The organism is Chryseobacterium sp., assembly GCF_045629545.1.
Classification (GTDB): domain Bacteria; phylum Bacteroidota; class Bacteroidia; order Flavobacteriales; family Weeksellaceae; genus Chryseobacterium.
Genome location: NZ_JAZQRK010000052.1, coordinates 64632 through 89839, shown reverse-complemented (window position 1 = coordinate 89839; position 25208 = coordinate 64632). Strand labels below are relative to the sequence as shown.

Sequence of the window (25208 nt, the reverse complement as noted above, 5' to 3'; positions counted from 1 at the left end):
AAAAATTATGAACAAATCAGAACTAATCGATGCAATCTCAAAAGACGCTAGCATCACTAAAGTTGCAGCTAAAGCTGCTTTAGAATCTTTTATCTCTAATGTAACTGCTACATTGAAAACAAAAGACGGTAAAGTTTCTCTGGTAGGTTTCGGTACTTTCTCTGTATCTGAAAGAGCTGCAAGACAAGGAATCAATCCTGCGACAAAAAAACCAATCAAAATTGCTGCTAAGAAAGTAGCTAAGTTTAAAGCAGGAGCAGATTTGGCAACAGCTGTATCTGGTGTTAAGAAAAAATAATTTTATTTTACTTTAAAATAAAAAAACCTCGTATTAATACGAGGTTTTTTGCTTTTTGTATCTAATTTACGGAGCTAATCTAGATATTTTCCAATCCAAATTCTCCAATTGATAGATCAATCTATCGTGAAGTCTATTGGGTCTACCCTGCCAAAATTCTATCTCGTAAGGTTTCGCAATGTATCCACCCCAATTTTCGGGTCTTGGTACTTCAGAATTTTCATATTGTTGCTCCAATTCTTTTAATTTATTTTCTAAAAGGCTTCTATTTGGAATAACTTGGCTTTGGGGTGAAACTACAGCTCCTAGCTGGCTCCCCTTGGGACGAGAATGAAAATATCCATCGCTAAGGTTGGGCGCAATCCTCTCCAAATTTGCTTTTATAATTATTTGTCTTTCTAGGCTTGGCCAAAAGAAATGCAAACATGCTTTTTGCGTATTCTCTATAGCCAGTCCTTTTCTGCTATTGTAGTTGGTATAAAATACAAATCCTTCAAAATTGTACTCCTTCAGCAAAACCATTCTTGTACGTGGACATCCGTCATTTTCTACCGTTGAAACCGCCATAGCATTGGCTTCAGCCACCGCTGAATTCTGTGTAGCATCCAAAAACCAATCTCTAAATTGCTCTATCGGATTTTCTTTAATCTCACTTTCAATTAGTTGAGATTTTTCGTAGACTTTTCTATTATTGTGAAGGTTTTCCATTAATAATTTTTATTAAATTTGAGTATGAATTACTCATACAAAGGTAAAATATTAATCTCCACACCAGATATATCTGGAGATCTTTTTTCACGATCGGTTGTGCTGATCATTGAGCATGATGAAAATGGCGCATTTGGATTAATTTTGAATAAAAAAAATACCAGAATGAGTAAAAAATTCGAGAATTTTTTCGATTTTAAAATTGAAGTTTACGATGGTGGTCCTGTAGATAATGAAAAAGTATTTTTTATTATAAAAGGTGAAAAGGTATCCGACTCATACACTGAAATTAATGAGGATTATTATCTAACTGAAGATATAGAAATAATCATTAGTAAAATAATGAACAGCCAAATAAATATAGAAAACCTAAAGATTTTCTCAGGATATTCAGGTTGGTCATCGCAACAACTAGATAGAGAAGTAAAAAGGAAACTTTGGACGGTAGTGGATCTTTACAATATAGATTACACCCTACCCAACGACCAAACTTTGTGGCGTAACATTATGCAAAACTTGGGAGGAGAATTTCTGTTATGGGCCAATGCACCCGAAGATATTTCTTTAAACTAGTAGTAAGTTTTTATTTCTAAAAGTAACTTTAACAAACTTTAAGTATTTGTTATGTAATTTTTTACAACATTTTCACGTTATTGTATCACCAAAATACTAATATATGAAAGCTATTAAATTACTCGTTTTATCTCTTGCAACTACTGCAGCTTTATCTTTTTCGCCCACAGCAAAAAAAAAATCGTGATTGATGCTGGTCATGGCGGTACAGATATGGGTGCAATACGAGAGGGTATCGCTGAAAAAGATATCGTAATGGGAGTTGCCTCACAGATAAAAGAATTGAGCAGTCCATACAGTGACTATCAGATTATTCTAACTTGAGATTCTGATTCTTATCCTTCTTTAGGAGAAAGATCTGCGATGATCAACAAACTGAATCCTGAGATGGTACTTTCTTTACACCTGAATAGTTCACCAGGAAATGATAGTAATAAAAAAGGAGTAAAAATATACACTCAAAAAACAGACGCTTCAAAAGCTTTAGCTGAAAAAATTTCTAAAAAATTGGGAGCTAATAAGATTTCTGAAGAAAATATGCATATTTTGAGAGAATCCAAATCTACAGCAGTTTTGGTAGAATTAGGTTTTATCAGCAATAAAGAAGATCGAGATTATTTGAAAACTGAAGCCGCACAAAAAGAAATAGCGCAAAAATTGGTAGAAGTTATCACAGAAAAATATTCATTTATATAAAAAATTTTCTGAGCGTATCAGAATAAAACCCGATAAAGGACCATTATGTTGTTTATCGGGTTTGTCAATTATTAGAAGCTGCTTTTCCAGCTTTGTATCATCTCTTGAAAACGAGAATTTCCAAAAGGTTTATTTCTAATTTTTCCTACCGAGAAAATCCCTTTCTCTTCTGAAATTAATAAGATTTCTTCTGATTTTTGAGACTCGAAAGCAATAATTTCATGTTCTTGGATATCAGCCAAATTATTTTTGTGCAAATAGGTGATAAAATTCTCCATTAATGGTGAAATGTAAGCACCTTCTGTCTGCTTTGGCACCTTAATAATGTTGCCATCCAAAAATAATAAATTACCAGTAGTAGAACGGGCAATTCTTTTGTTAGGGTTAAGCAAAATCACCTCATCCAAATCATTTTCTTGAGCATAAATCTCTGCATAGATATTTTCCGGACAATGAACTCTAATATTACTTAGAAGATTACTATTTACATTTATTTCTTTGATCAAATCGAGCTCCAATGGACGATTATGAAGTGATAAAACATCATTCATTTCTAATACGTCATAGTAATAAGAAACCGAAGATTTAGACAAAGTGATGGCATCAGAGTTTCTGAAAACAAGGAAATTTATAATACCGTTTGAGATCCCTGCTTTTTGTATTACATTTTCATTAAAAATATTTTGAAAATATTCTAAAGTATAAGTAAGAGGTATATGCATTCTCATTTTCCTCATGGATGCCATCATAAAGAAATAGCATTCTTCATCCATTATTAAAGATGAGTTTCTAATAAAAAAAGAAACCTTCACAGCATCTCCCATTAGAAATGCTCTATTTTTTAGTTTTAAATCTTGAGAAGTAAAATATGTATTTTCCAAAGTTGTCATTGTTTATAAAAAAATAATGAACGATAAATCGTTCATCAGTTTTACCATTAAGTAGGCTGCTTCTAGTAATTACTAAGAAGCTCCCAATTTTATTCTAAGGTTTTCTATTAGGTTTTCCCAATATAAAGCGTTTTCTTCCTCGTCTCCTTCTTCGCAAAAATCTGTAATATTAAGAGCTAGGTCTTCAGTAATATCATCGATAGTAATGGTCATTTCAAAGAAATTTTTTGTTCCTTCATCCTCTTCCCATCTGAAACGAACGAACCCTTCAGGTTTATATCTTATAAGAGTTGCTTTCTCTTCTGGTCCTCCACCCCAACTAAAAAAGAAATCGTCCCCCTTTTCTATCACATCATCTGCAAACCATTCAGACAATCCCTCTGCACTTGCCAAGTATTCGTACAAAATCTCTGAAAGACAATGCATTGGGAATTCGTAATGGACTTTATGTTTAGCCATATAACTTATTTTTAACGTCACGCAATATATAAATTAATTTTTTCATAACACAAAATTCCACCTACATTTTTAGGCAATATGAATGATATTTATCAGAAATATTGATATTATTTTTTACATTTCCCAATTTCTTTGTATATTATCATTTACCTCTTTTCCAACAAAAGAGGTAAATGATTTATGATAAAATTTTAATTCTCGTTAAGTACTTCAAGAATAATGTTGCAGCCTTCTATAATTTCTTCCTTAGAAATTGTAAGCGGTGGAGAAATTCTTAAATATTCATTCCTATACAATTGCCAAAACACTATTAGACCTTTATCCATGCATCTTTTAGCCACATCTAATGTATAATTTGGGTCTTCTAAATTAACAGCCAACATCAAACCTTTTCCATTGATGTTTTTAATTTTTGGATGCACCAATAAGGACCTGAATAGTTCTTCTTTTGCTAGCACTTCATTCATCAAACCACTTTCGAGTACTTCCTTTAATGTTGCATGAGAAGCTGCGGCTATAAGAGGATTACCTCCAAATGTGGTGATATGTCCTAGTTTTGGGGAATGGGATAGAGTTTCCATTATCTTTCTAGAACTCATGAATGCACCTACTGGCACTCCTCCACCCATTCCTTTTCCCATCACCAGAATATCGGGTACAATCCCGAAATGCTCAAACGAAAATAACTTCCCTGTTCTACCGAATCCAGGTTGTATTTCGTCTAATATTAGCAACGCTCCTACTTCCTCACACCTCTTTTTTAGATTCAATAAGTAATTATCATCTGGCACTAGAAATCCCGCCGCTCCTTGTATCGTTTCAAGGATTACACAAGCTGTTTTTTCAGTAATTTGATCGAAATCTTTCTCATTATTGAATTCAATAAATGAGACCATTGGCAACAAGGGTCTGAATTCTCTCTTATGATATTCATTTCCGGAAACACTGAGTGCTCCGTGAGTATTCCCATGATAGGAGTTTTTGAAAGACACAATTTCTTCTCTTCCGGTGTATCTTTTTGCCAATTTCAAACTACCATCTATAGCTTCTGCCCCACTATTCACCAAATAGGTAATTTCTAAAGGATCTGGAGTTGCTTCCGCCAAAAGTTTACATAAAGCTACGGGTTTTTCTTGGGCGTACTCTCCGTAAACCATCACATGAAGATACTGATCTGCTTGTTCTTTTATCGCATTTACAATTTTCGGATGAGAATGTCCCAATGTATTTGCCGAAACGCCTGCTACAAAATCTAAATATTTTTTGCCATTCTTACCAAAAATATAACTTCCTTTGGCTTTTTCCACTTCAAAACCAGCTGCAAATTGCGTGGTTTGTGCCTGATATTTAAAAAAATCTTCTTGCATTCTTTTGAGAAATAAATTTAGGCAAAGCTAAAAAAAATATTATCCTAAGCGCAATTATAATATTTTTTCTACAGTTACGAAACTATTATTACTTACCGTAAAACTAGCAGAACCTCCAATTTCTGACAAAGTTTCTAGTGTTAAATAATCGCCTTGTTTTGCATATACTGTAAAATCCAAATTAACTTTGTTATTATTAGCATCATAATTTGCTATAGTTTCTAACAATTGAAATCTTTTGGAATCATTTACGAACATTGTAGCTCCTAGTCTACTGCTAAAAACTCCACCACTTCCATTAGTTAAATTAAGACTTACATTAACTCTATACAATCCAGTTTGACGTATATACAAACGATTAATATTTGGACTTGTAGTGAGCACATTCGTTTTCAATTTCAACGGATCTGCTAAATAATTAGTTTTATCTATTGTATTATTAATTGGTAGTAAAACTGTACCCGTGGTTGTTGAAACACTATTGATTCTAAATCTTGAAATATTGTCAGCTTCTACCTCGAAAGCTTTTGTCCATACTAAACCATCAAAAACCATGGCCTCACCTGTACTTCTTACAAACATAAGCATTCCTCGAAGCGCTTCAATCTTTGTTAAGGGAGCATTTGATCCTGTATAAGGTAAATCTATAAGCGTTGCTACAGTTGGTAGACCAAACCCTTTAATATTTGTTGTTTCTGATGCGTTATCAATATAAACCATAATCTGATCAGCAGGAACAATATTATTAGTTGTAGAATTTGTAAAAGTAACTTGAGCATTCAAAAGACTTCCATGCAATAAAACTCCAATTAAACATATAAGTAATTTCATAATAAGTATTATTTAATTAAGCGAAGAACCATAAAAGAATAGAGTGAGTCGGTATTAGTTGTATAAGCTGATAAAGAACCACCAGAAAGACTATTAGAGGCTATTTGTGGTACCACTCTTAATTCCGTACCCGCAGGCAGAGTGACTGTTTGAGAAAAGCTCGAGGTTTTATCACCACCTGTATCTATTATAAAAACCAGAGAATAGTTGGTTTTAGAAACGATAGATTGCCATTCTGACGATAAAGGATATTTGGCTTGTAAAGTTATTTTAAACTCAGTAAGCCCTGCTTGAAAACCAAAACTTCCTCCAGAAAAACCTAAAGAAACACCTACATCATAAAGACCTGACTGTTTCACAGTAAATGTACTTGAATTTTTAAGCCCTAAATGATCTATAAGAATTTCATTTCTATCATCAGCTTTCAAAAAAGTAGGTACGCTAGTTGAAAAACAAAAACCAATTCCAAACGAAATACAAGGAATAGATAATCCACTAGACACTCCCAGACGTGAAGCTTTTTTATGAAAAATACCTTGAAGCTGTCTAGAAGGGTTCCAAGAATATCCATCATATTTATAATACTGATCATCATCTTTATTATAAATTACACTTCCATTTAAATTAGCATAATCACTAAACAAATCCTTATCAGTAGATACATATTTAGGAAAACTTGTATAAGCATTCGCCGAAGTAAGAATCACTCCTTTACTTCCATCGAGTATTTTTATAATATTTTTATTGTTAGCCGTAGTTGCTCCTATAAAAACCTGCGAAAAGAAAAATTGTTGCATCAACAATAATCCAAAAATATAGAGTGTTCTCATTATTGCATATTTATTTTTTCAATGATAATTTCTGAATTTGCAGATCCTGTAGAATTCATAATAAAGTTTAAGGAACCAAGTCCGCTAGTACAAGCACCAGTACCGAAATTTTGATTGCCATAAAATTTCAATCTCACCTTATCTCCAGCATTAAAAGTTCCTACATAGGTAAATGCTAAAGTTTGCCCTACATCAATTGCAAAGGGCGCTAATGATGCTACTGACAAAGCTCCACTAGAACTATTATTAACAGTTTTATTAATCGGTCTAAATGTAGTATCTGCTAATGAACTCACCTCTAAATCTAATCTTGAGTATAAATTTATACTGACACCAAGACATAATGCAGTATTCACTTCAATTGGACCACTACTAAATGTGACGCGATATAAACCGCTTTCTAGAATATTGATAATATTACTGGTACCTGAACCTAAGCTAATTGAGGTAGACACATCGTTAAAACTAGGACTTGAAGTAGTAAAGTTAACATCAGCATTAGCACAGGTTTTATTTTGTAACGCACAAATTGCACAAGATCCACAATCTGTTGTGCTATTGCCACTTCTCACGAATCTTGCTATTCTATTGGATTTCATAGCACTTACGATCTTATCCGATATTTTCCAAGTTGTACCATCACTTTCTATAATACTTCCTGTTTCCTTATCGAAAATAATTGACCCCTGGGTTCCATCCACTGTGGTTCCCAAGGCGGAAGTTGGCAATAATGTTGAATTATTTACCCTTGGTAATCTTACCGCTTCATTATCTTGCTTTACATGCAATTGTGCTCTAGAATCTGGACGAAAGCTCATGTCTTTCGAAATCCCTACTTGCGCATAAAATTTCAGAGAACAAAATATAATTAAGAATGCTGTTATTTTTATCCACATAATTTGATTATTAATAAGCAAAAGGTAATAATTTTAATATAATATCCTTAAAATTATTTAATTATTTATAATTTTTACAATTTCAGAAAAAAAATGATAAATATTTAGTTAAAATTTTTATTTTCTCCATTAACAACACCGTAAATAATGCGATAAAATAAACACGAAAATTATTATTTGTATTAATTATAAATAAATTACGTCATATATATAAAGATTCCCCCTCTAATTTAACGGTTTAACCCCACACAATTAGCACTTTATAGAATTAACGACATCTATTGTATTCTAATTAAAAAATTTGAAACTACTAACTACACATTTAACAAATTCTTTATATATTATATAACTAGATATTAAATTGTTAATATTGGATTTTTAATGAATATTTTAAATAGAAATAGAAAATAATATAGTATAAAATTCAAATAATAGATTATCGCAAATATTCGCAAAAAAAAATAGACCTATGCTTTCATAGATCTATTTTTAATTATTGTTTTTTTACCCTTTTAGGCTTCTTAGCTTCTTCTTTTTCTCGAGCTTTATTAATGACGTCTTGAGCATTATTATAAAGCTCATCATCTGCCTCGTATTCGATTTCAGGATAATCTGGTGTATCTACCATAATGTCCTGCCATTTCCTGATACGATCTTTGGTGTTCCAATTAAATTCTGGAAATTTCTTTTGCTCTGGAGCAATTTTACTCATTGGATATAAAGTTGATGCAGCTCCGATAGAACAAGAAATTACGTTTAAACGTTGCTCCTCAAATAAAGCGCCAATAATACCACAAGAAGTGAGTGCAATACCAGTTCTTACATTTTCTTTTGTTTTTTCATTTTGCTCATCAACATATGTAATAGCTTGTGCATTGCCAATTACTTTGATTTCCTTTATTTGTTTGTCTTCATAATACACAGACATCAGTTTGCCTTTCACTTGGTTGAATTCATCCTTATTGGTAAGAGAATCTGCCTTACTAATAGCGAAAGCATTACCTAGAACTTTAAGAGAGTCTATATTTTTAGTTTCTGTATTTATGTATACTTCCACTTTATCACCAGTTACTTGCTTTTCTCCACTCCACAAGATTGGCGCAGTGTACATATGCATTACACCATCAGTTTCGTTGAACGCAATAGAATCTGCTCTTGCCTGAGCATTAGATTTATAAATTCTGGCTTTCTTGTAAGCTCTTAGAAACGTTTTCTTGATAGATTGTAATTCTTGTTTTTGGTAAGAAAGAATCTTCTCTGCCGCAAAATAGATGGAGTCTTTCTCAAGAATTTTAACAGCATATGGAGATTTGGTCATCATTGCAGAATCTTTTTTCTCAAAAATTTCTCCATAACCACCCTTCATATATCTTTTTTCTAATGGATCATCTATAGTTACGTTTCCTGTACCCGTCCCGAATCCCGTAATCTGATTAAAGTACAAATTGTCTCCCGTGAGGATCTTGTCATTATAATAAATCCTAGAATTTTTGGTAAGAAAAGCTTCTTTAGAATTCATATTGTAAGTACCCATTTCGGTAATAATTCTATTTTTAGGATTTTTCTTATTAGTTATAGTAGTATAACCGTTGATATCTACAACATTGGTATTTTGGTTCTGGACCACATTTTCACCTACCAATGTATAATCCTTGTCATCTATTTTTACGGTACCCGATAAATCTATAGTTCTAGATGTCAACAAATAGGTACCAGTTTTAGAATAAGTAACACTTTTACCATCATCTATCGTTCCACCAGTATTATAAAAAGCTTTATTAGAAACTCTGTCATAGTACATGGTTTCTGTTTTTATAATGGTCCCTTTAGAGTCATTTAGTACTACATTCTTTCTTGCAACACCCTTTTGTGTAACCCCATCATACTCCATTTCTGCTGCAGTAATAACAGATCCATCGCTATTCGAGAGTCTTGTATTACCAATTGCTTTTACAAAATTTTCCTCTCTATAGATTACTACCTCATCAGCACTCAGAATAGAACCTTGATGTTCTATCTGAACGTTGCCTACCAAATATTCGTTACCATCATATTTGGTATCTTTCTTCATTTCATCAGCATTAATGATTCTTACAGTATTATTAACATTAGATTTCTGAGGTATCCCATTGTTTGTATTTTGCAAATAAGGATCTCTTTGCACAGGGTTTTTTGTTTCCTGAGCAAAAGAAATTATGGTAAAAAATAGAAAAAGAAATAAGAACTTTCTCATCTACTGCTCATTCTTAGTACCGTAAAAGTACAGAGAGTGTGATGCGATTTTCACTCCAAATGCTGACTCTATAGCCTCTTTAATCCCTTGTATTCTAGGATCACAAAACTCTATAATTTCCTCAATTTCTTTATCCGAATCTTTTTTATAAATAACAAGGTGATCGTGTTGCTTATCAAAATAAGATTTTTCGTAGGAAGATGATGTCAATGTTTTTTCACCAAATTGATGCTTACGAATAAGACCTGCATCCAAAAATATCTCTATTGTATTATAGATAGTTGCTTTAGATACATGGTATTTTTTCTGCATCATAAGTAAATATAAATCATCTACGTTGAAATGATGTTCCATACCATAGATTTCTTCTAAAATAGTATAGCGTTCTGGCGTATTACGAAATCCCTTTTCTAGCAAATAATTTCTTAATACGTCTTTTATCAGAGTTATATTTTTTTCTTTTTGTAAAGTATCCATTCAATATTATATACTACAAATTTATCGAATTTTATTTAAATAAAATCTATTGATTAGAATTCAATGCTACTATTAAAAATTATAAATTATGACGAAAAAAATCGGCTTGTTCAATTTTTTTAACACTCACTGTTTCCTCAGTAAGTGGCGCAGATTCTACAACAACGTTGTGCACATTAACCCCCCAAGCCTTGAAATCATCGCTTCCAATATACTTCACAAAATTATATATATTAAGTGTAATTTTCTGTTTTACGGTTAAAAGTATATCGTTTATATAGGTATTATCTATGACTACATACTTTAAATCTGGTGGAATATTGTGCGCACGCAATGAAGGATGGCTACTACGTGATGGTATCGTTCCGTCAGCCATGAGATCTTTCAGAACCATATTGAAATAATCGTTGATTCTACGGTCTACTTTAAAACCTAACAAGAAATTCACTTTATAGATTGTTCCTGGTAAAATTTCATCAATGGTATATTTAAATGTATAGGGATCTTCTTGGTTTACTATGCTCAGAATAAAGTAATGATCGGCTCTTTTCGGCTGCTTTTTAATTATTGAATAAATAATCTTAGATTCTATTTCGTCATTTCTTTTTGCTCTGCTTAGATAGGCTAAATTGGTACAATATTTCGGAATAGTTTCATCCAGTTTCATATCTTTAATAATTGAAACGTATTTGCTAATTTTAACAAAATTAATAAATTGGGCTTTGATCAGTCTACCGTTATACCATGCATACATACAGACTGCAATAAAGCCTCCTAAAACCATTGTTAGCCAACCACCATCTACAAATTTGAGAACATTAGCATAGAAAAATCCAATTTCTAACGTAAGATATACAATTGCAAAACCGATAATGAAAATCCTGTTCACCCTACTCCTACTCAGCCAATAGATAAGAAGAATGGTAGTCATCATCATTGTGATGGTAATGGTAAGTCCGTACGCAGCTTCCATCTTCTCAGATTCTTTGAAAAAGATTACTACCACAAAGCATAATACCATCAACCCCCAGTTGATTCTTGGAATATACATTTGTCCTTTGATCCCTGAGGGATAGGAAATTTGCTGGTTGGGCCAGAAAGAAATAGACATTGCTTCCGAAAACATGGTAAAAGATCCTGTAATAACTGCTTGACTCGCTATAATTGCTGCTAATGTTGCTAAGATTACTGCTGGTAAAACTGCCCATTCTGGCATGATTCCGAAGAATGGATTGACCCCTGTAAAAACTTTTTCATAATTATTAAGAAGCCATGCACCTTGTCCCAAATAATTAAGGATAAGCATTATTTTAACAAAAATCCAGCTCACTCTAATATTTTTCGCTCCACAATGTCCTAAGTCAGAATACAATGCTTCTGCACCAGTAGTACACAAAAACACCGCTCCCATAATAACAATTGCGCTTGGAGAATGCGTAATCAGGTTATAAGCATACATTGGGTTGAATGCTTTAAGTATTTCTAAGTGATCTAAAATGTGAACAGTGCCGAAAATTCCTAGTCCCAAAAACCAAGTGACCATAATTGGACCAAAAAACTTACCAATAGATGCTGTACCAAATTGCTGAACTACAAATACAATAAATAAAATAATCAGCGTAATGAATACTACAGGAGTTTCGGGATTGTATATTTTTAGCCCTTCTATAGCAGACATTACGGTAAGAGAAGGAGTAATAACACTATCTGCCACCAAGGTAGAACCTCCGATAATGGCAATGATGTAGAGCCATTTCTTTTTGAGTTTTTTCACTAATGAGTATAAGGCTAATATTCCGCCTTCTCCCTTGTTGTCTGCACGCAGAGCAATGATTACGTATTTTATGGTCGTTTGTAAGGTAAGCGTCCAAATAATACACGAAAGTGCGCCTTCTATATATTCATCAAAGGGCATTGTCCCTCCTAGTTTCCTAGCATTTACAATAGCCTTCATCACATACAGAGGTGAGGTACCAATATCTCCGAATACAATTCCGAGTGATACGATAATTCCTACGAATGATAGTTTTTTAAGGTTGATGTGGTGACCTCCATCTGTAACTTCTGCCATTTTAGCTTTATAATTTTTTGAATGCGCAAATGTATACTAAATTTATCACCTCGAGCATAAATAGTGATGAATATAATAAATGAAAAAACTTCCTTTCGGAAGTTTTTTTCTATGATTTAACGTACATTGCTTTTTTAATCTCTTCTTTTACTTTTTCAAGTTTTGGAAACCATTCAGCAAACAAAGCTGCTGAGTAAGGAGCTGGAGCATCTGGTGTAGTGATTCTTTTAATAGGAGCATCCAAATAGTCGAACGCTTTTTGTTGTACCATATAAGTAATTTCTGATGATATAGAGGCAAATGGCCAAGCTTCTTCTAGAATTACCAATCTATTTGTTTTTTTCACTGACGCAATAACAGTATCAAAATCTAATGGTCTTACGGTTCTAAGGTCAATAACTTCTACAGAGATTCCTTCTTTTTCTAAATCTTCAGCAGCTTGGATCGCCAACTTCATGATTTTTCCGAAAGATACCAAAGTTACATCAGTTCCTTCTTTTTTGATATCTGCTTTCCCGATTGGCAAGTAGTACTCTTCCTCCGGAATTTCCATTTTGTCACCATACATTTGCTCAGATTCCATAAAGATGATTGGATCGTTATCCTGAATTGCAGATTTTAATAAACCTTTTGCGTCATAAGGGTTAGACGGTACTACCACTTTAAGACCTGGGCAATTGGCAAACCAATTTTCGAATGCTTGAGAGTGCGTTGCTCCCAATTGTCCTGCAGAACCTGTAGGTCCACGGAAAACGATTGGGCAATTCCATTGTCCTCCACTCATCTGACGGATTTTTGCTGCATTATTTATAATCTGGTCGATACCTACTAATGCAAAGTTAAATGTCATATATTCCACAATTGGTCTATTTCCATTCATTGCAGCACCTACAGCAATCCCTGTAAATCCTAGTTCCGCAATGGGTGTATCGATCACTCTTTTAGCACCAAACTCATCCAACATTCCTTTAGAAGCTTTGTATGCACCATTATATTCTGCAACCTCTTCTCCCATTAAAAAAATGGATTCGTCTTTACGCATTTCCTCGCTCATTGCTTGTGCAATTACCTCACGAAAAGTATATTCTGCCATATTTATTTGAAAAATTTATATTACAAAAGTAATTATTTTCCTTTTATAATGCATTACTTTCTTCCAACTTTGTAAGCTCTGTGTAATTTAATTTAAGTTTATTGAGAAGTTTTCCGTACGTTTTTTTGTAAATTAATATTAGAATACCGGTAAAAGCCGAAGACATTAATACAAACATTAAATAAGACGTAAATTTTGGTGTCACATTTTCAGGACTCACAGAATATTTTACGCCTTCTTCAGCAGACTCCCATCCTGCTAAAAGGTGATGAACATGGCTTTCAAAGTCTATTAAAATATCATAAAGTATAATACCTAATGTTAAAATGACGTATAAGATTACATAATTTCTCAATCTCAGAATATTCTTCATGAGTTTTTTCACATTGTCTTCTGTCCTAATTTTGTAATAACCATAAATCATTAATCCAACAAAAATGATAAAAATAATATAACGAGAAATTGGATAATTAAAAGTATAAAAATAATCAAATGACATCCAAATAAATATCTCGAATAACCCAATTCCAAAAAGCAAATGCGAAATGGAAATTGATTTTTTCTGAATCATTTTATAAACTTCCTCTTCTGAAAATTTCTTATAATCTCCTATATTGGTTTCCCAATCTTTTTTTAGTAATTCTAAATCGTCCATTTATTTAATTTTTGAGATAAGGGTTTTTAAATTATTTCTTGCTCTGTTCATTTTCACTCGAGCATTGCCTTCTGAAATTCCGAGAATCTCACCTATTTCTCTATAGGATTTGTCCTCCAAAAACAACATTATCAAAGCTTTTTCAATATCAGAAAGTTGATGTATAGCTTGGTACATTATTTTAATTCTTTCCTCTTTCTCTTCCTTCTCAGACTGAGATATTTTTATGGTAGAAATATCGATATCTGAATTGACAGAAATTTCTTTTTTATTTCTCCTGAACAATGAAATAGCAGTATTTAAAGCAATTCTATACATCCAAGTTGAAAATTTAGCTTCTCCTCTAAAATTCCCAGAAGACCTCCACAATTGAATAGTAATTTCTTGGAAAAGATCTTCATGATCGTCTTTATTGTCAGTATATATTCTACATATCTTGTGTATAATCCCTTGATTTAAGGTGATTTCATTAATAAATTTTATCTCCAATTGTGATTTCATACTTTATAAGTGGGAAAAAAAAAAATTCGTTACAATAAAAAACAAAAAAACACCTCAATGAGGTGTTTTTAATAAAATATCAGGTGAATATTAATTTACTTTTTCCCAAGTTTGCGTTTTCATGGCGATTCCCATGATGATTGCTTTTACCTTTAGTTTATCTCCTTCTCTTACCAATGCTGTTTTATAACTCTTCCCATCCTGAGGGTTGGTAATGGTTCCATTTACAAATTCATTTCCCTCTTTCTTAAGACCCCGTATAATTTCTAATCCAATTAAAGGTTTATTTTTTCGGTCATCTTTACAATTTACACAACTATTATTACTTGGTTTAATCAACAATTGATGAACTTTACCATAATACTTACCATCCGATTTTTTGTATATCTCTACGATAGATTTTGGTTTTCCAGTTTCATCATCAATTGTTTTCCATTTGCCTTCAATTTGTGCGAATGACATAATGCTAAAAAGTGAAAGTACAAATGTTGCTGCTATTTTTTTCATTGTTAATTTATTTAATTGTTACCGATTTGATAATAAAACTTTATTAAAGTTAAAAATATAAATAATTTTCCTATCTAACCAACTATTTTACTATACAATGCATACATATAGTCCAAATTTCACCTTTAATCGAGCTTTCTATTGATCACTCTGTCCATATAGTCCTGATACCAAGCCTTCGCGAGCATCTTACCTTTGGTAACTTCCGCATTATTTATTTTTGAAACCAAATTATTTTCAAAGCCCAAATCTGTCTTATCGTACACTCCAATGATTTCTTTCCCATCAAAACGGTACATATAATTGCCAATGATAAACTGCTCCGAGGTAGAATCAGAATTTACTATCAAAGAAGGATATTTCTTATCACTCACCAAACTTCTTCCCCAACTTCTTATTTTCTTGTGGTAACCCATTAGATCTGCTAATGTTGGATAAATGTCAATTTGTTGTGCTTCCTCATTATTGATCCCTTTCAAATTATACTTAGAATTCGGCGAATAAAATACCAATGGAACTGCAAAACGATTCATGGCTTTTTCATATTCCGAATAATAAACTTGGTTGGTATGGTCTCCGGTGAAAACAAATATTGTATTGTTGTACCAAGGTTGCTTTTTCGCCGTTTCAAAATACTTTTTTATCGCATAATCGGTGTATTGAATGGGCTCATGCATTGGAATATGTCCTTTTTTGAACTTTCCATTGTACTTTTCTGGAATTTTGAAAGGATGATGAGAAGATGCCGTAAAAATAGTTGCCATAAGCGGTTGAGTTTTCCCAACATTTCTAGCAAAGTATTGCATAAATGGCTCGTCCCAAATGGCCCACATTCCGTCAAAATCTTTATCGTTATTGTACTCATCTTTCCCATAATAATGTTTAAATCCAAGAATATTTCCGAAACCTAAAAATCCCATAGATCCATTGGGCGCACCATGATAAAATGAAGTATCATAGCCCATATCATTGCACACGGAAACCAAAGATTGGATTTTCTGGTTAGAATAGGGCGAACTGGTGAACGCATCTGTAAGGCTAGGTATACCAGCCAAAATACTGCTCATCCCATGGATAGATTGTCTTCCATTAGCAAAAGTATTAGGGAAAATAAGACTTTCGTTCGCCAAACTATCTAAAAAAGGAGTGTAAGAAACATAATCTTTAATCACTTTATCTTTATTGAAAGCACCTGAATATTCTCTTCCAAAAGATTCAACAATAAAAATTACAATATTAGGTTTCCCTTCTACCTGACGATCATAAATTTTGTAAGGTTGAATTTCATTTTCTATAAATTTTTCATCTACAAAATGTACTTCCTTGAAATTGTTGGTTCCTAATGTTCGGAAAAAAGAAAATGTACTATTGAGTACAATATTACCTTGCAATGGGGTTTTCACAAATTTGTTAGCATCCACTAGATTGATGGGCCTTGTACTATGTTTGAAATCTCCACGTATTCCTCCTATTACTAAAATAGCTGTAATACAAAGACTTAGAATTGAAAAAGCAAAATAGGGAATTAGTTTTTCTGGTTTTTTTTCTTCAATATTAATCTTTTTATATAAAAATACCCACGATGCTAGCGATAAAATAAACCAAATTAATACAAACGGATGTTCTTTAACGGAAATCAAGAAAACTTGTCCGATATTAGATTCATGTTGTGCTACTTGAAAAGCCGCAGACGTCAATCTAGATTGAGAAAATTTGTAATACACAAAATCTCCAAAATTCATAGAATAAGCAATCCCATTGGTTACAAAATAGATCCAAAACAATACTTTTTGAAAAATAGGTTTGGTATTGATGATTATTGGAATCAAACTCAATAAAATAAACAAAGCATTCACGTACAAAATAGCTGTAGTATCGAACGCGGTGCCATGATAAGCCAAACTCAAATAGTCAGAAACGCTATCTACCTTGATGATATCTTTATTGAAAAACCAAAATAAAAGTCTTGCCAACTGATAAAAAACAAACGCTAGAAATAGTCTGTATCCTAAAACTAAGATTTCTTGCTTTCTAAATTCTCTAAAAAATTTCATGGCACAAATTTACATCAAATTCGCATTATTGTGATTTTTGATAAGAATAATTAAGGTTAAAAATTATAAAAACAGTAATTTTGCTTTTATGAATTTCATTAAAAACAATCTTGCGAATGCCATTACACTTGGAAATTTGTTTTCTGGCTGTATTGGTGCGGTACATCTTATTTTGGGCGATTACCAAACCACTGCGATATGCATAATCGTATCCTTGGTTTTAGACTTTTTCGATGGTTTCATTGCACGAGCCCTAAAATCCAATTCCAATCTGGGAGTTCAACTAGATTCTCTTGCTGATATGGTGAGTTTTGGATTTATTCCGGGTCTTACGATGTTTGTGGCGCTTACAGAAAATCATTTTGAAAACATCCCTTGGTATTATTATTTAGGATTTGTAGTTACGCTTTTTTCTTGTCTAAGATTAGCAATTTTCAATCTAGATGAAGAGCAAAAATACTATTTCAAAGGGTTGAACACTCCTTCCAATACCATATTATTATTCGGGATGTATTATGCCTTTAAAGAAAACCATAGCTTTAGCTTTTTATTTGAAAACCACACTTATTTGCTTATTCTTACTGCAATTTGTTCATGGCTTTTGATCAGTCCGATAAAAATGATTGCCATGAAGTTCAAATCCATGAAATTGGAAGACAATTATCCAAAAATAGCTTTACTTGTCGGGGCAATTATCCTTCTTTTGATTTTCAAAACGATGGGGATTCCTTTGGTCATTATCTATTATATGATTATCTCTATAATATTTCAAAAACAACTTAAATAATTTTTTTGATTTTTAAACAAATCAAGAAACGATCAACCTTTATTTTACTTAAAAAAATGAATTTAAAACTCTATAAACCGCTTTGTATTTTTGATCTTGAAACAACAGGTATCAATGTAGGTAAAGACAGAATTGTAGAAATCTGCATCCTAAAAGTAAATCCTGATGCATCTAGAGAAAGCAAAACTTGGAGAGTGAATCCGGAAATGCCAATCCCATTACAAGCAAGCGAGATCCACGGAATTTACGATGAAGACATAAAAGATGCACCAACCTTCAAAGAAATTGCTTCTAAAGTAGTAGAAATGATAACTGGAGCTGATTTGGGAGGTTTTAATTCTAACCGTTTTGATGTTCCATTATTGGCTGAAGAATTATTGAGAGCTGGATTAGATTTTGATCTTACGAGATTCAAATTGGTAGATGCACAAACTATTTACCACAAGAAAGAACCTAGAAATCTTGGTGCAGCTTACCAATTTTATTGTGGTAAAACAATAGAAAACGCTCACTCCGCAGAAGCTGATGTGATGGCAACTTTTGAAGTTTTGGACGCGCAAGTTGGAAAATATGACGATATACCGAAAGATATTAATGCATTGAGCGAATTTACTTTCCATAATAAAAATGCAGATTTAGCAGGTTTTATTGGGATCAATGCCAACGATGTTGCCGTATTTAATTTCGGGAAATATAAAGGACAAGAAGTAAAAGAAGTCTTCAAGAAGGACTTGGGCTACTACGGATGGCTTCAGAATGCCGATTTCCCATTGTATACCAAAAAGGTATTTACAAAAATCCAGCTTTCGAGCAAATTTTAAATAAAAATGAACAACTTAGTTAAATTCAAGTTTTACGAAAACGCGCTAGAAGCAAATAGAGATAAGCAAATCTTGGCAGAAAATGATATCCAAAGCTTTATTGCCAACGAGCAAACTATACAATCAGATTGGTTGCTTTCTCAGGCATTAGGCGGCATACAACTTCAAGTTTTTGAGAATGACTTGGAAAAAGCACAAGCCATTTTGAATGATTATCACGACAATGAATCTGTATCTTTGGAGGTAGAGCACACTTTGGAAAAGCCAGAATTTAACTTTGTTTGTCCGAAATGTGGTTCCAACCATATATATAGAAATAATAAAGCGACAAGTTTTTTCGGAGCTTCTTTGCTAAAGAGCCATCAATTTGTTTGTTACTATTGCGATAATGTGTTTGATCATGAATAGCATTTCTATTTTAAATTATTATTAAACAAACTAAAACCAACCTTCGATGAAGATAATCTGCATAGGAAGAAATTATAGCGAACACGCGAAAGAATTGGGAAATGCAATACCAGAGCAGCCTGTAATTTTCATGAAGCCTGATACGGCATTATTAAAAGGCAACGATTTTTATTTGCCAGAATTTTCTAATGATATACATTATGAACTAGAAGTTGTAGTGAAAATATCGAAACCTGGAAAATACATCCAAAAAGAATCTGCACACAAATATTATGAAGAAATTGGGTTGGGGATAGACTTCACTGCGAGAGATCTGCAAGCCGCCTTGAAATCTAAAGGCTTACCCTGGGAACTCGCGAAAGGTTTTGATGGTTCTGCGGTAGTAAGCGAGTTTTTCAATAAAGAATCCTATAACTTGTCGGCTTTAGAATTTACTTTAGAAAAAAACAAAAAAGCGGTACAGCAAGGAAACACCAAAGATATGTTATTTTCCGTGGACGATATCATAGCATTTGTATCCCAATATTTTACATTGAAAAAAGGAGATATTATTTTTACAGGAACTCCAAAGGGTGTTGGTAAGGTTTCTGAAAACGATATCTTGGAAGGTTACCTGGAAAACCAAAAGGTGTTAGATCTAAGAATTTTATAAGATATTTACTCTAGTTATTTTTTACTATCTTTAGTATATAAATTTTGAAGCCATGATAAATATTGTATTACCAATAGATTTTGGAGAAAAAACAGAGCAACTAGTGGCAGGTGCTATCGCATTTGCAAAACAAGTACAAGGAAAAATAAGTCTGATTCATATTGCTCCTACAGACTTAGGATTTACTTTGGGCGACATGGGATATCAATATTTCCCTGAAATTGAGGAAAACGGAATACGTGAAGAGCTCATACTCTTAAATAAAATTAACCAAAGAATCTTATCTGAAAGGATAGATTGCGAGCATATAATGAAACAAGGGATTGCTAAAGAATTAATTCTGGAGCATGCAAAAACTAAAAATGCAGATTTTATCGTGATGGGATCCCATGGAAGAAGCGGAATATATGATGCCTTTGTAGGTAGCCTTACCAAAGGAATTACCAAAAGTTCTCCTATCCCTGTTTTGGTATTACCAATACACGACTAAAATAAAATTGATTCAATATTCATAAAAAAAAGACCGATCAAATATAAAACATTGATCGGTCTTTTTATTATAATACCAATTATTTAACCTTCTTTTTTGTAGATTTTTGGGTCATAATAAGGGTGTTTACCCTCAGTTGGAGAAAAATAGGCTTTGTCTTTGTCTCCTCCAAGTGTCACCACCAAGACATAGCACCAATATGTGAACAATGCACAGCAAACTGCAAACAAAATCCAATTCAATAAATTTCCAAAGGCATCGTAAAAACCGAAAGCCCATGTGAAAACATCACTTAAGAATAGAAAGAAAGACGTCATTATTTTCCTTTTTTAAATTAACTTTGTACAAATTTATAAAAAATGTTTAGATTACTTTCAAAAGAAAGCAATATATTTTCAATACCTGTGTATATATGTTTTCTTCTTTTTATAGTAATTATTTTCAATATACTGAATTTCAGTACTTATGAGGCAATTATCACTGGAATTACATTTCTGGGAGTTGCCTTGGGATATTTTTGTTTTAATGCAATAGCACTTAATTATCAACGACATTTGCCATTATTCTTATATTCCTTTTTTATATTTGGTTTATTTCCCGGAAAACTAGATATAGGTATCGCGGTAGCTTTACTTACCAACTCTTTTCTATTGCTCTTACTCACAAGTACAGACGATGATCTTCGCAAGAAATCTTATGTTTTGGTAGGTTCTATATTGGCACTCAATTTTATATTTTTGCCCACTACATGGCCGCTTATTGTATTTGTACTGATCCACCTCATCGTGACTTCTGAGCGCATAGGCCTGAATATTTTCAGATTTCTACTTGGGATGTTGCTCGTGGCGATTAGCTATTTTTCTATTATGTTTTACTTGAATTTTAATTCTTGGGATCCAGATTATTTACCCTTCGGAAACATCCGTGTAAAAGATGATTATACACCACTATTTCCGTTGATACCGATTGCCTTAATGCTCATTTATTCGGTGATAGATCATTTTAATAATTATAATAAAAAAAGCCCTGTTAGTAGATATAAATATACTTTTCTATTGGTTTTCACGTTGGCACAATTGGTTACCATTATACTATATATGAATACAACCTATGAGTATTTGTTGCTTTTGGCATTCCCAGTTACCATTATACTCAGCAGAATGCTCAGGTTTTTACCTAAATATTGGATGCAAGAATGTTTTTTCTGGCTTATTATAATATGCTTAGTGATTTATAAAGCAGGGAACCATTTTATGTTGTTTTAAAAAAAAGATTATGATTCAAATAGACGATAAATTAATTTCTGAAGATATTTTTTCTGAAGAATTTGTGTGCAACCTAAGCAAATGTAAGGGTGCATGTTGTGTAGAAGGAGATGTAGGTGCACCATTAGACAAAGACGAGTTGGTGATTTTAGATAATATTTATGACAAAATAAAGCCTTATCTTACAGAAGATGGTATAAAAGCTTTGGACGAACAAGGCACTTGGACTACCGATCCAATGGATGGTATGTATGTAACGCCCATGATAGAAGATGCAGAATGTGCTTATGTAACCTTTGATGATAGGGGAATAACCAAATGCGGTATTGAAAAAGCCTATGAAGATGGCGCTGTAGATTGGCAAAAGCCTATTTCTTGCCACCTCTACCCTATTCGTGTTACAGAATATTCATCATTCACTGCGCTAAACTATCATGAATGGCCTATTTGCAATGATGCTTGTACCATGGGTAAAGAACTGAAAGTACCCGTTTACAAATTCTTGAAAACCCCTCTTACCAGAAAATACGGAGAAGATTTCTACAATACTCTTACACTCGTAGCTGACGAATGGAAAAAGGAAAATGAAGGATAAGTGAGTGGGAGGGTTGGAAAGGTTTTAGGCTTGGAGGGTTTTAGCGTTTTAACTTTCTAGCTTTCTAAGCTGAATTACATATTAAACTTTAGAATTTTTACTTTTCACTTTAAAATTCTCATTTAACGAAATAAATAAAAACCACCACAGGCATTTCAGTGGTGGTTTTAGTTTTAGTAAAAGGCTATTACCCATTATTTCACAACCGTAGTGGTTGTCATTTTCGTAGTTTCTGACTTTTTAGGAGTGTTTTCCCAACCATCCTCTGGCATTAAAGTAGCCACAATTCTGTTTTTGGTAAGATATTTTTTGGCAACATCTTGCAGATCTTTTACGGTAAGTGCCTTCACTTTATTTTGATAATCTAAAATTTGATACTTATCAGAACCATCATATTGGTTTTTAGTCAAATAGTTGATCCAATAATTATTGTCTTTCATATTCGTTTTATCGTCATTCAGCTCTCCTTCCTTGAATTTATCTAGATCTTTTTGGTCTGGTCCGTTATCTACCAATTTCTGAATTTCTGCCAAAGCACTTTTCGTCAATTTATCAGCATTTTCTGGTCCACAAGGGAAACTTACGGTAAAGTTGTAGGTGCTATAAGGCATTTTGTTCATGCTTCCTCTAGCTCCACCACCATAGATACCACTTTCGTCTTCACGAAGTTTTTCTATAACTTTGATGGTTGCTACTTCTCCTAAGGCAGATAATGCCAAAGCTTCTTTTTCATTGTATGGTGCTTCTCCCGAGAATGCAATCTGAACCATACTCTTAGGATCTTTTCCTTTTTTGTACGTTCTGGTGAAATCTCCTGTAACATTTCTGTATCCTGTATCTCTATATTTAGTAGTTTTTCCTGTAGATGGTAAACTTGCCAAATATTGCAATACCTGAGTTTTGAATTGCTCATCAGGAATATTTCCTACAAAATAGAATTCGAAGTTTCCAGCATTGGCAAATTTCTCTTTATATACATCATATGCTTTTTTGTAATCTGTATTCGCCCATTCTTTTTCAGATGGGATAATGCTAATAAATCTAGGATTGTTTTTGTTTAAAAATTTAGCATGCTCGTTACTGAAATACGTCTGAGGATTAGAAAGCATATTATCCGTCATTGCAGATTGCTTCATCTTGAACGCATTAAAGGCTTCTGGGCTATAATTAAGACCAGTAAAGTAAGCATACACCAATTCCATCGCTGTCCCGAGATCTTTCTGAGAAGAACGTCCAGAAATACCATCCACATAAGTAGAAATAAATGGATTTACACTTACTTGTTTCCCTGCTAAATAATTGGTAAGGTCAGATTTAGACAAACCATTTATACCCGCTTCAGTAAGCGCATTGAAAGCAAATTGAGTCTTGTTGTAGTCGGTATCGTTTAATAAAGAGCTTCCTCCCAAACTTCTAGCTGTGAAAACAATTTCATCATCTTTGAAGTCTGTTTTCTTGAACGTCACTTTTACACCATTGCTCAATGTATAAGTAGTAGTTCCTAATTTTGCATCAGTATCAGTTTTCGTAATTTTCCCTTCAGACTTGAATGGTTTTACCAAATTCTTCACTGTTTCTTTTTCCTGATAAGGTTTTAGATCTGCCATCTTTACATTATCAAAGGTTTTCAATACCATTGCTTCTGTAGGCATTGTGATATTATCCTTTTTCGGACCCGTAATAACAATTACTCTACTATCATCTTTCACCATATTTTTGATGACCTCATTAGTTTGTGACAAGGTTATTTTAGGTAAAAACTTCTTGGTGTCTTCATATTCCCAAGCGATACCTGGAATAGGTTCTTGTTCTAGGAAGTTTCTTACATATTCGTCTACTAATCTATCACTTTCTGTTTTGTCGCGGTTGTTGTAAGAGCGCTCTAGATTAGATAATAATTGAGACTTTGCTCTATCCAATTCACCTTGTGTAAACCCAAAACGCTTCGCTCTTTCAGTCTCTTCTAATAAAACCTTTAGTGCATTTATTTGTTCTCCATCTTTCGTCATAGCAAAACCTTGAAAAGCTTCTTTGGTTCTTGCATACGTTCCACCATGATATACAGATCCGAATGTAAATGGAGGATTATTAGAATTCACCAATTCTCTCAATCTATTATTAAGCATTGTAGAAGCTAAAGATTCTATTATACTTTGGTTGTATTGCTCTACGGTTACGTCGGGCTTATAAGAATCTTTATCCTTCATGATAAACTGCACCATAGAGTTTGTCGCATCCGGATCTGTTTCAATTGCTACCAGCGTTTCAGCATGATTTGGCAAATCGTAAGTTTTTCTATCTCTAGGTTTTGTCGGATTTTTGTATTTGCTAAAATTGGTTTTAATCTTTTGTTCCACCTCATCTACATTGATGTCTCCCACTACTACCAATGCCATAAGATCTGGTCTGTACCAATCTTTATGAAACTGTCTTACCACATCGGGTTTGAAGTTTTCTAAAACTTCTTTGGTACCAATAGGCAATCTTTCAGCATACTGAGATTTGTATAATAGTTTGGGCAAATATTTATCAGACATTCTTTTGTCCGCTCCCAAGCCAAGCCTCAATTCTTCTAGCACTACGCCTCTTTCTTTATTTATTTGTTCGTCGGTAAGAGTAGCATTGAAAGCCCAATCTTCCATCACTTTAAGCCCAGAATCTAGATTACCAGGTTTGTCCAAAGGTACAGGCAACATATACACGGTTTCATCAAAACTTGTATAGGCATTAAGGTGCTGACCGAATTTTACTCCAATAGATTGTAGAAAATCTACCAATTTGTTGTCTGGGAAATTTTTGGTACCATTGAAGTTCATGTGCTCCATAAAGTGAGCAAGACCTCTTTGGTTTTCGTCTTCAAGGATAGAACCTGCATTGATGGCTAAACGGAAGTCTACTTTTTTTTCTGGCATTGTATTTTTTTTGATATAATACTTCATGCCGTTAGGGAGTGTACCTGTTCGTACCGAAGCATCTACGGGAATGGTTTGTGCAAAGCCATTAGCTGAGGCCATGAAGACAACGCCTAATGATAATAAAATTCTTTTCATA

General features: G+C 33.2%; 26 protein-coding genes and 1 pseudogene. 10 read left to right on the top strand and 17 right to left on the bottom strand.

Features of this window, described 5'->3' with window-relative positions:
- The first annotated feature begins 7 nt into the window (after positions 1-7).
- Positions 8-298, top strand: a complete 291-nt coding sequence (locus ACKI42_RS12725) for an HU family DNA-binding protein (RefSeq protein ID WP_407405957.1) — start codon at positions 8-10, stop codon at positions 296-298.
- A gap of 66 nt (positions 299-364) precedes the next feature.
- Here ACKI42_RS12725 and pdxH read toward each other — a convergent pair whose 3' ends face one another.
- On the bottom strand, positions 365-1006 hold the full coding sequence (gene pdxH, locus ACKI42_RS12720) for a pyridoxamine 5'-phosphate oxidase (protein WP_407405956.1): 642 nt from the start codon (positions 1004-1006) through the stop codon (positions 365-367).
- 24 nt (positions 1007-1030) lie between these two features.
- Here pdxH and ACKI42_RS12715 point away from each other — a divergent pair, with 24 nt between their 5' ends.
- Together ACKI42_RS12715 and ACKI42_RS12710 are read left to right on the top strand one after the other, a co-directional pair.
- Positions 1031-1579, top strand: a complete 549-nt coding sequence (locus tag ACKI42_RS12715; protein WP_407405955.1) for a YqgE/AlgH family protein — start codon at positions 1031-1033, stop codon at positions 1577-1579.
- A 213-nt stretch (positions 1580-1792) separates the two neighbouring features.
- A pseudogene (locus ACKI42_RS12710) lies at positions 1793-2275 on the top strand (N-acetylmuramoyl-L-alanine amidase).
- A gap of 71 nt (positions 2276-2346) precedes the next feature.
- Here ACKI42_RS12710 and ACKI42_RS12705 read toward each other — a convergent pair.
- The 14 genes from ACKI42_RS12705 to ACKI42_RS12640 form a co-directional block, all read right to left on the bottom strand.
- Positions 2347-3165, bottom strand: coding sequence for an aminotransferase class IV (locus tag ACKI42_RS12705; protein ID WP_407405954.1), 819 nt, complete (start codon positions 3163-3165; stop codon positions 2347-2349).
- Positions 3166-3237: 72 nt separating this feature from the next.
- Complete coding sequence (locus ACKI42_RS12700) at positions 3238-3624, bottom strand: START-like domain-containing protein (protein ID WP_407405953.1); 387 nt, start codon at positions 3622-3624, stop codon at positions 3238-3240.
- A 191-nt stretch (positions 3625-3815) separates the two neighbouring features.
- Complete coding sequence (locus tag ACKI42_RS12695; RefSeq protein ID WP_407405952.1) at positions 3816-4991, bottom strand: aspartate aminotransferase family protein; 1176 nt, start codon at positions 4989-4991, stop codon at positions 3816-3818.
- 54 nt (positions 4992-5045) lie between these two features.
- On the bottom strand, positions 5046-5822 hold the full coding sequence (locus ACKI42_RS12690; protein WP_407405951.1) for a hypothetical protein: 777 nt from the start codon (positions 5820-5822) through the stop codon (positions 5046-5048).
- An 8-nt stretch (positions 5823-5830) separates the two neighbouring features.
- Positions 5831-6652, bottom strand: coding sequence for a hypothetical protein (locus ACKI42_RS12685; protein WP_407405950.1), 822 nt, complete (start codon positions 6650-6652; stop codon positions 5831-5833).
- Positions 6652-7548: a hypothetical protein gene (locus ACKI42_RS12680; RefSeq protein WP_407405949.1), complete on the bottom strand. Its 897-nt coding sequence runs from the start codon at positions 7546-7548 to the stop codon at positions 6652-6654. The genes ACKI42_RS12685 and ACKI42_RS12680 overlap by 1 nt, the downstream gene beginning before the upstream one ends.
- 493 nt (positions 7549-8041) lie before the next feature.
- Complete coding sequence (locus tag ACKI42_RS12675) at positions 8042-9781, bottom strand: OstA-like protein (protein WP_407405948.1); 1740 nt, start codon at positions 9779-9781, stop codon at positions 8042-8044.
- Positions 9782-10258 (bottom strand): Fur family transcriptional regulator, encoded by a 477-nt coding sequence (locus ACKI42_RS12670; RefSeq protein WP_407405947.1) that lies wholly within the window; start codon positions 10256-10258, stop codon positions 9782-9784. It lies immediately after the preceding gene.
- Between the two features lie 79 nt (positions 10259-10337).
- Positions 10338-12329: a KUP/HAK/KT family potassium transporter gene (locus ACKI42_RS12665; protein ID WP_407405946.1), complete on the bottom strand. Its 1992-nt coding sequence runs from the start codon at positions 12327-12329 to the stop codon at positions 10338-10340.
- Between the two features lie 109 nt (positions 12330-12438).
- The gene (locus ACKI42_RS12660) at positions 12439-13422 is read right to left on the bottom strand and encodes a pyruvate dehydrogenase complex E1 component subunit beta (protein ID WP_407405945.1); all 984 of its coding nucleotides are present in this window, start codon (positions 13420-13422) and stop codon (positions 12439-12441) included.
- 43 nt (positions 13423-13465) lie between these two features.
- Positions 13466-14077, bottom strand: a complete 612-nt coding sequence (locus tag ACKI42_RS12655) for a hypothetical protein (protein WP_407405944.1) — start codon at positions 14075-14077, stop codon at positions 13466-13468.
- On the bottom strand, positions 14078-14578 hold the full coding sequence (locus ACKI42_RS12650) for an RNA polymerase sigma factor (protein ID WP_407405943.1): 501 nt from the start codon (positions 14576-14578) through the stop codon (positions 14078-14080). It abuts the gene before it with no gap.
- Between the two features lie 90 nt (positions 14579-14668).
- Complete coding sequence (locus tag ACKI42_RS12645; protein WP_407405942.1) at positions 14669-15085, bottom strand: DUF2147 domain-containing protein; 417 nt, start codon at positions 15083-15085, stop codon at positions 14669-14671.
- Positions 15086-15210: 125 nt separating this feature from the next.
- Entirely contained in the window at positions 15211-17139 is a 1929-nt protein-coding gene (locus ACKI42_RS12640; protein WP_407405941.1) for an LTA synthase family protein, read from the bottom strand.
- Positions 17140-17227: 88 nt separating this feature from the next.
- Between ACKI42_RS12640 and ACKI42_RS12635 the strand changes: the two genes are divergently transcribed.
- The 5 genes from ACKI42_RS12635 to ACKI42_RS12615 are packed head-to-tail and all read left to right on the top strand — an operon-like array spanning position 17228 to position 20297.
- Positions 17228-17926 carry a CDP-alcohol phosphatidyltransferase family protein gene (locus ACKI42_RS12635; protein WP_407405940.1) on the top strand — a complete coding sequence of 233 codons (699 nt, stop codon included), beginning with the start codon at positions 17228-17230 and terminating at the stop codon, positions 17924-17926.
- Positions 17927-17982: 56 nt separating this feature from the next.
- On the top strand, positions 17983-18747 hold the full coding sequence (locus ACKI42_RS12630; protein WP_407405939.1) for an exonuclease domain-containing protein: 765 nt from the start codon (positions 17983-17985) through the stop codon (positions 18745-18747).
- A 6-nt stretch (positions 18748-18753) separates the two neighbouring features.
- Positions 18754-19155: a DUF2007 domain-containing protein gene (locus ACKI42_RS12625; RefSeq protein WP_407405938.1), complete on the top strand. Its 402-nt coding sequence runs from the start codon at positions 18754-18756 to the stop codon at positions 19153-19155.
- A gap of 46 nt (positions 19156-19201) precedes the next feature.
- Positions 19202-19807, top strand: coding sequence for a fumarylacetoacetate hydrolase family protein (locus ACKI42_RS12620; RefSeq protein WP_407405937.1), 606 nt, complete (start codon positions 19202-19204; stop codon positions 19805-19807).
- A gap of 52 nt (positions 19808-19859) precedes the next feature.
- Entirely contained in the window at positions 19860-20297 is a 438-nt protein-coding gene (locus ACKI42_RS12615) for a universal stress protein (RefSeq protein WP_407405936.1), read from the top strand.
- Positions 20298-20380: 83 nt separating this feature from the next.
- On the opposite strand, the gene ACKI42_RS12610 is transcribed toward ACKI42_RS12615, so the two are convergent.
- Complete coding sequence (locus ACKI42_RS12610; RefSeq protein WP_407405935.1) at positions 20381-20614, bottom strand: hypothetical protein; 234 nt, start codon at positions 20612-20614, stop codon at positions 20381-20383.
- Positions 20615-20656: 42 nt separating this feature from the next.
- Here ACKI42_RS12610 and ACKI42_RS12605 point away from each other — a divergent pair, with 42 nt between their 5' ends.
- Together ACKI42_RS12605 and ACKI42_RS12600 are read left to right on the top strand one after the other, a co-directional pair.
- Positions 20657-21562: a DUF6427 family protein gene (locus tag ACKI42_RS12605; protein ID WP_407405934.1), complete on the top strand. Its 906-nt coding sequence runs from the start codon at positions 20657-20659 to the stop codon at positions 21560-21562.
- A 10-nt stretch (positions 21563-21572) separates the two neighbouring features.
- On the top strand, positions 21573-22157 hold the full coding sequence (locus ACKI42_RS12600; RefSeq protein ID WP_407405933.1) for a DUF3109 family protein: 585 nt from the start codon (positions 21573-21575) through the stop codon (positions 22155-22157).
- Positions 22158-22351: 194 nt separating this feature from the next.
- On the opposite strand, the gene ACKI42_RS12595 is transcribed toward ACKI42_RS12600, so the two are convergent.
- The gene (locus ACKI42_RS12595; RefSeq protein ID WP_407405932.1) at positions 22352-25207 is read right to left on the bottom strand and encodes a M16 family metallopeptidase; all 2856 of its coding nucleotides are present in this window, start codon (positions 25205-25207) and stop codon (positions 22352-22354) included.
- Between the last annotated feature and the right edge of the window lies 1 nt (position 25208).

What these genes read in the sequence shown, in the direction of transcription:
- ACKI42_RS12725 (WP_407405957.1), top strand. Translation starts at nt 8, where the DNA reads ATGAACAAATCAGAACTAATCGATGCAATCTCAAAAGACGCTAGCATC.
- pdxH (WP_407405956.1), bottom strand. Translation starts at nt 1,006, where the DNA reads ATGGAAAACCTTCACAATAATAGAAAAGTCTACGAAAAATCTCAACTA.
- ACKI42_RS12715 (WP_407405955.1), top strand. Translation starts at nt 1,031, where the DNA reads ATGAATTACTCATACAAAGGTAAAATATTAATCTCCACACCAGATATA.
- ACKI42_RS12705 (WP_407405954.1), bottom strand. Translation starts at nt 3,165, where the DNA reads ATGACAACTTTGGAAAATACATATTTTACTTCTCAAGATTTAAAACTA.
- ACKI42_RS12700 (WP_407405953.1), bottom strand. Translation starts at nt 3,624, where the DNA reads ATGGCTAAACATAAAGTCCATTACGAATTCCCAATGCATTGTCTTTCA.
- ACKI42_RS12695 (WP_407405952.1), bottom strand. Translation starts at nt 4,991, where the DNA reads ATGCAAGAAGATTTTTTTAAATATCAGGCACAAACCACGCAATTTGCA.
- ACKI42_RS12690 (WP_407405951.1), bottom strand. Translation starts at nt 5,822, where the DNA reads ATGAAATTACTTATATGTTTAATTGGAGTTTTATTGCATGGAAGTCTT.
- ACKI42_RS12685 (WP_407405950.1), bottom strand. Translation starts at nt 6,652, where the DNA reads ATGAGAACACTCTATATTTTTGGATTATTGTTGATGCAACAATTTTTC.
- ACKI42_RS12680 (WP_407405949.1), bottom strand. Translation starts at nt 7,548, where the DNA reads ATGTGGATAAAAATAACAGCATTCTTAATTATATTTTGTTCTCTGAAA.
- ACKI42_RS12675 (WP_407405948.1), bottom strand. Translation starts at nt 9,781, where the DNA reads ATGAGAAAGTTCTTATTTCTTTTTCTATTTTTTACCATAATTTCTTTT.
- ACKI42_RS12670 (WP_407405947.1), bottom strand. Translation starts at nt 10,258, where the DNA reads ATGGATACTTTACAAAAAGAAAAAAATATAACTCTGATAAAAGACGTA.
- ACKI42_RS12665 (WP_407405946.1), bottom strand. Translation starts at nt 12,329, where the DNA reads ATGGCAGAAGTTACAGATGGAGGTCACCACATCAACCTTAAAAAACTA.
- ACKI42_RS12660 (WP_407405945.1), bottom strand. Translation starts at nt 13,422, where the DNA reads ATGGCAGAATATACTTTTCGTGAGGTAATTGCACAAGCAATGAGCGAG.
- ACKI42_RS12655 (WP_407405944.1), bottom strand. Translation starts at nt 14,077, where the DNA reads ATGGACGATTTAGAATTACTAAAAAAAGATTGGGAAACCAATATAGGA.
- ACKI42_RS12650 (WP_407405943.1), bottom strand. Translation starts at nt 14,578, where the DNA reads ATGAAATCACAATTGGAGATAAAATTTATTAATGAAATCACCTTAAAT.
- ACKI42_RS12645 (WP_407405942.1), bottom strand. Translation starts at nt 15,085, where the DNA reads ATGAAAAAAATAGCAGCAACATTTGTACTTTCACTTTTTAGCATTATG.
- ACKI42_RS12640 (WP_407405941.1), bottom strand. Translation starts at nt 17,139, where the DNA reads ATGAAATTTTTTAGAGAATTTAGAAAGCAAGAAATCTTAGTTTTAGGA.
- ACKI42_RS12635 (WP_407405940.1), top strand. Translation starts at nt 17,228, where the DNA reads ATGAATTTCATTAAAAACAATCTTGCGAATGCCATTACACTTGGAAAT.
- ACKI42_RS12630 (WP_407405939.1), top strand. Translation starts at nt 17,983, where the DNA reads ATGAATTTAAAACTCTATAAACCGCTTTGTATTTTTGATCTTGAAACA.
- ACKI42_RS12625 (WP_407405938.1), top strand. Translation starts at nt 18,754, where the DNA reads ATGAACAACTTAGTTAAATTCAAGTTTTACGAAAACGCGCTAGAAGCA.
- ACKI42_RS12620 (WP_407405937.1), top strand. Translation starts at nt 19,202, where the DNA reads ATGAAGATAATCTGCATAGGAAGAAATTATAGCGAACACGCGAAAGAA.
- ACKI42_RS12615 (WP_407405936.1), top strand. Translation starts at nt 19,860, where the DNA reads ATGATAAATATTGTATTACCAATAGATTTTGGAGAAAAAACAGAGCAA.
- ACKI42_RS12610 (WP_407405935.1), bottom strand. Translation starts at nt 20,614, where the DNA reads ATGACGTCTTTCTTTCTATTCTTAAGTGATGTTTTCACATGGGCTTTC.
- ACKI42_RS12605 (WP_407405934.1), top strand. Translation starts at nt 20,657, where the DNA reads ATGTTTAGATTACTTTCAAAAGAAAGCAATATATTTTCAATACCTGTG.
- ACKI42_RS12600 (WP_407405933.1), top strand. Translation starts at nt 21,573, where the DNA reads ATGATTCAAATAGACGATAAATTAATTTCTGAAGATATTTTTTCTGAA.
- ACKI42_RS12595 (WP_407405932.1), bottom strand. Translation starts at nt 25,207, where the DNA reads ATGAAAAGAATTTTATTATCATTAGGCGTTGTCTTCATGGCCTCAGCT.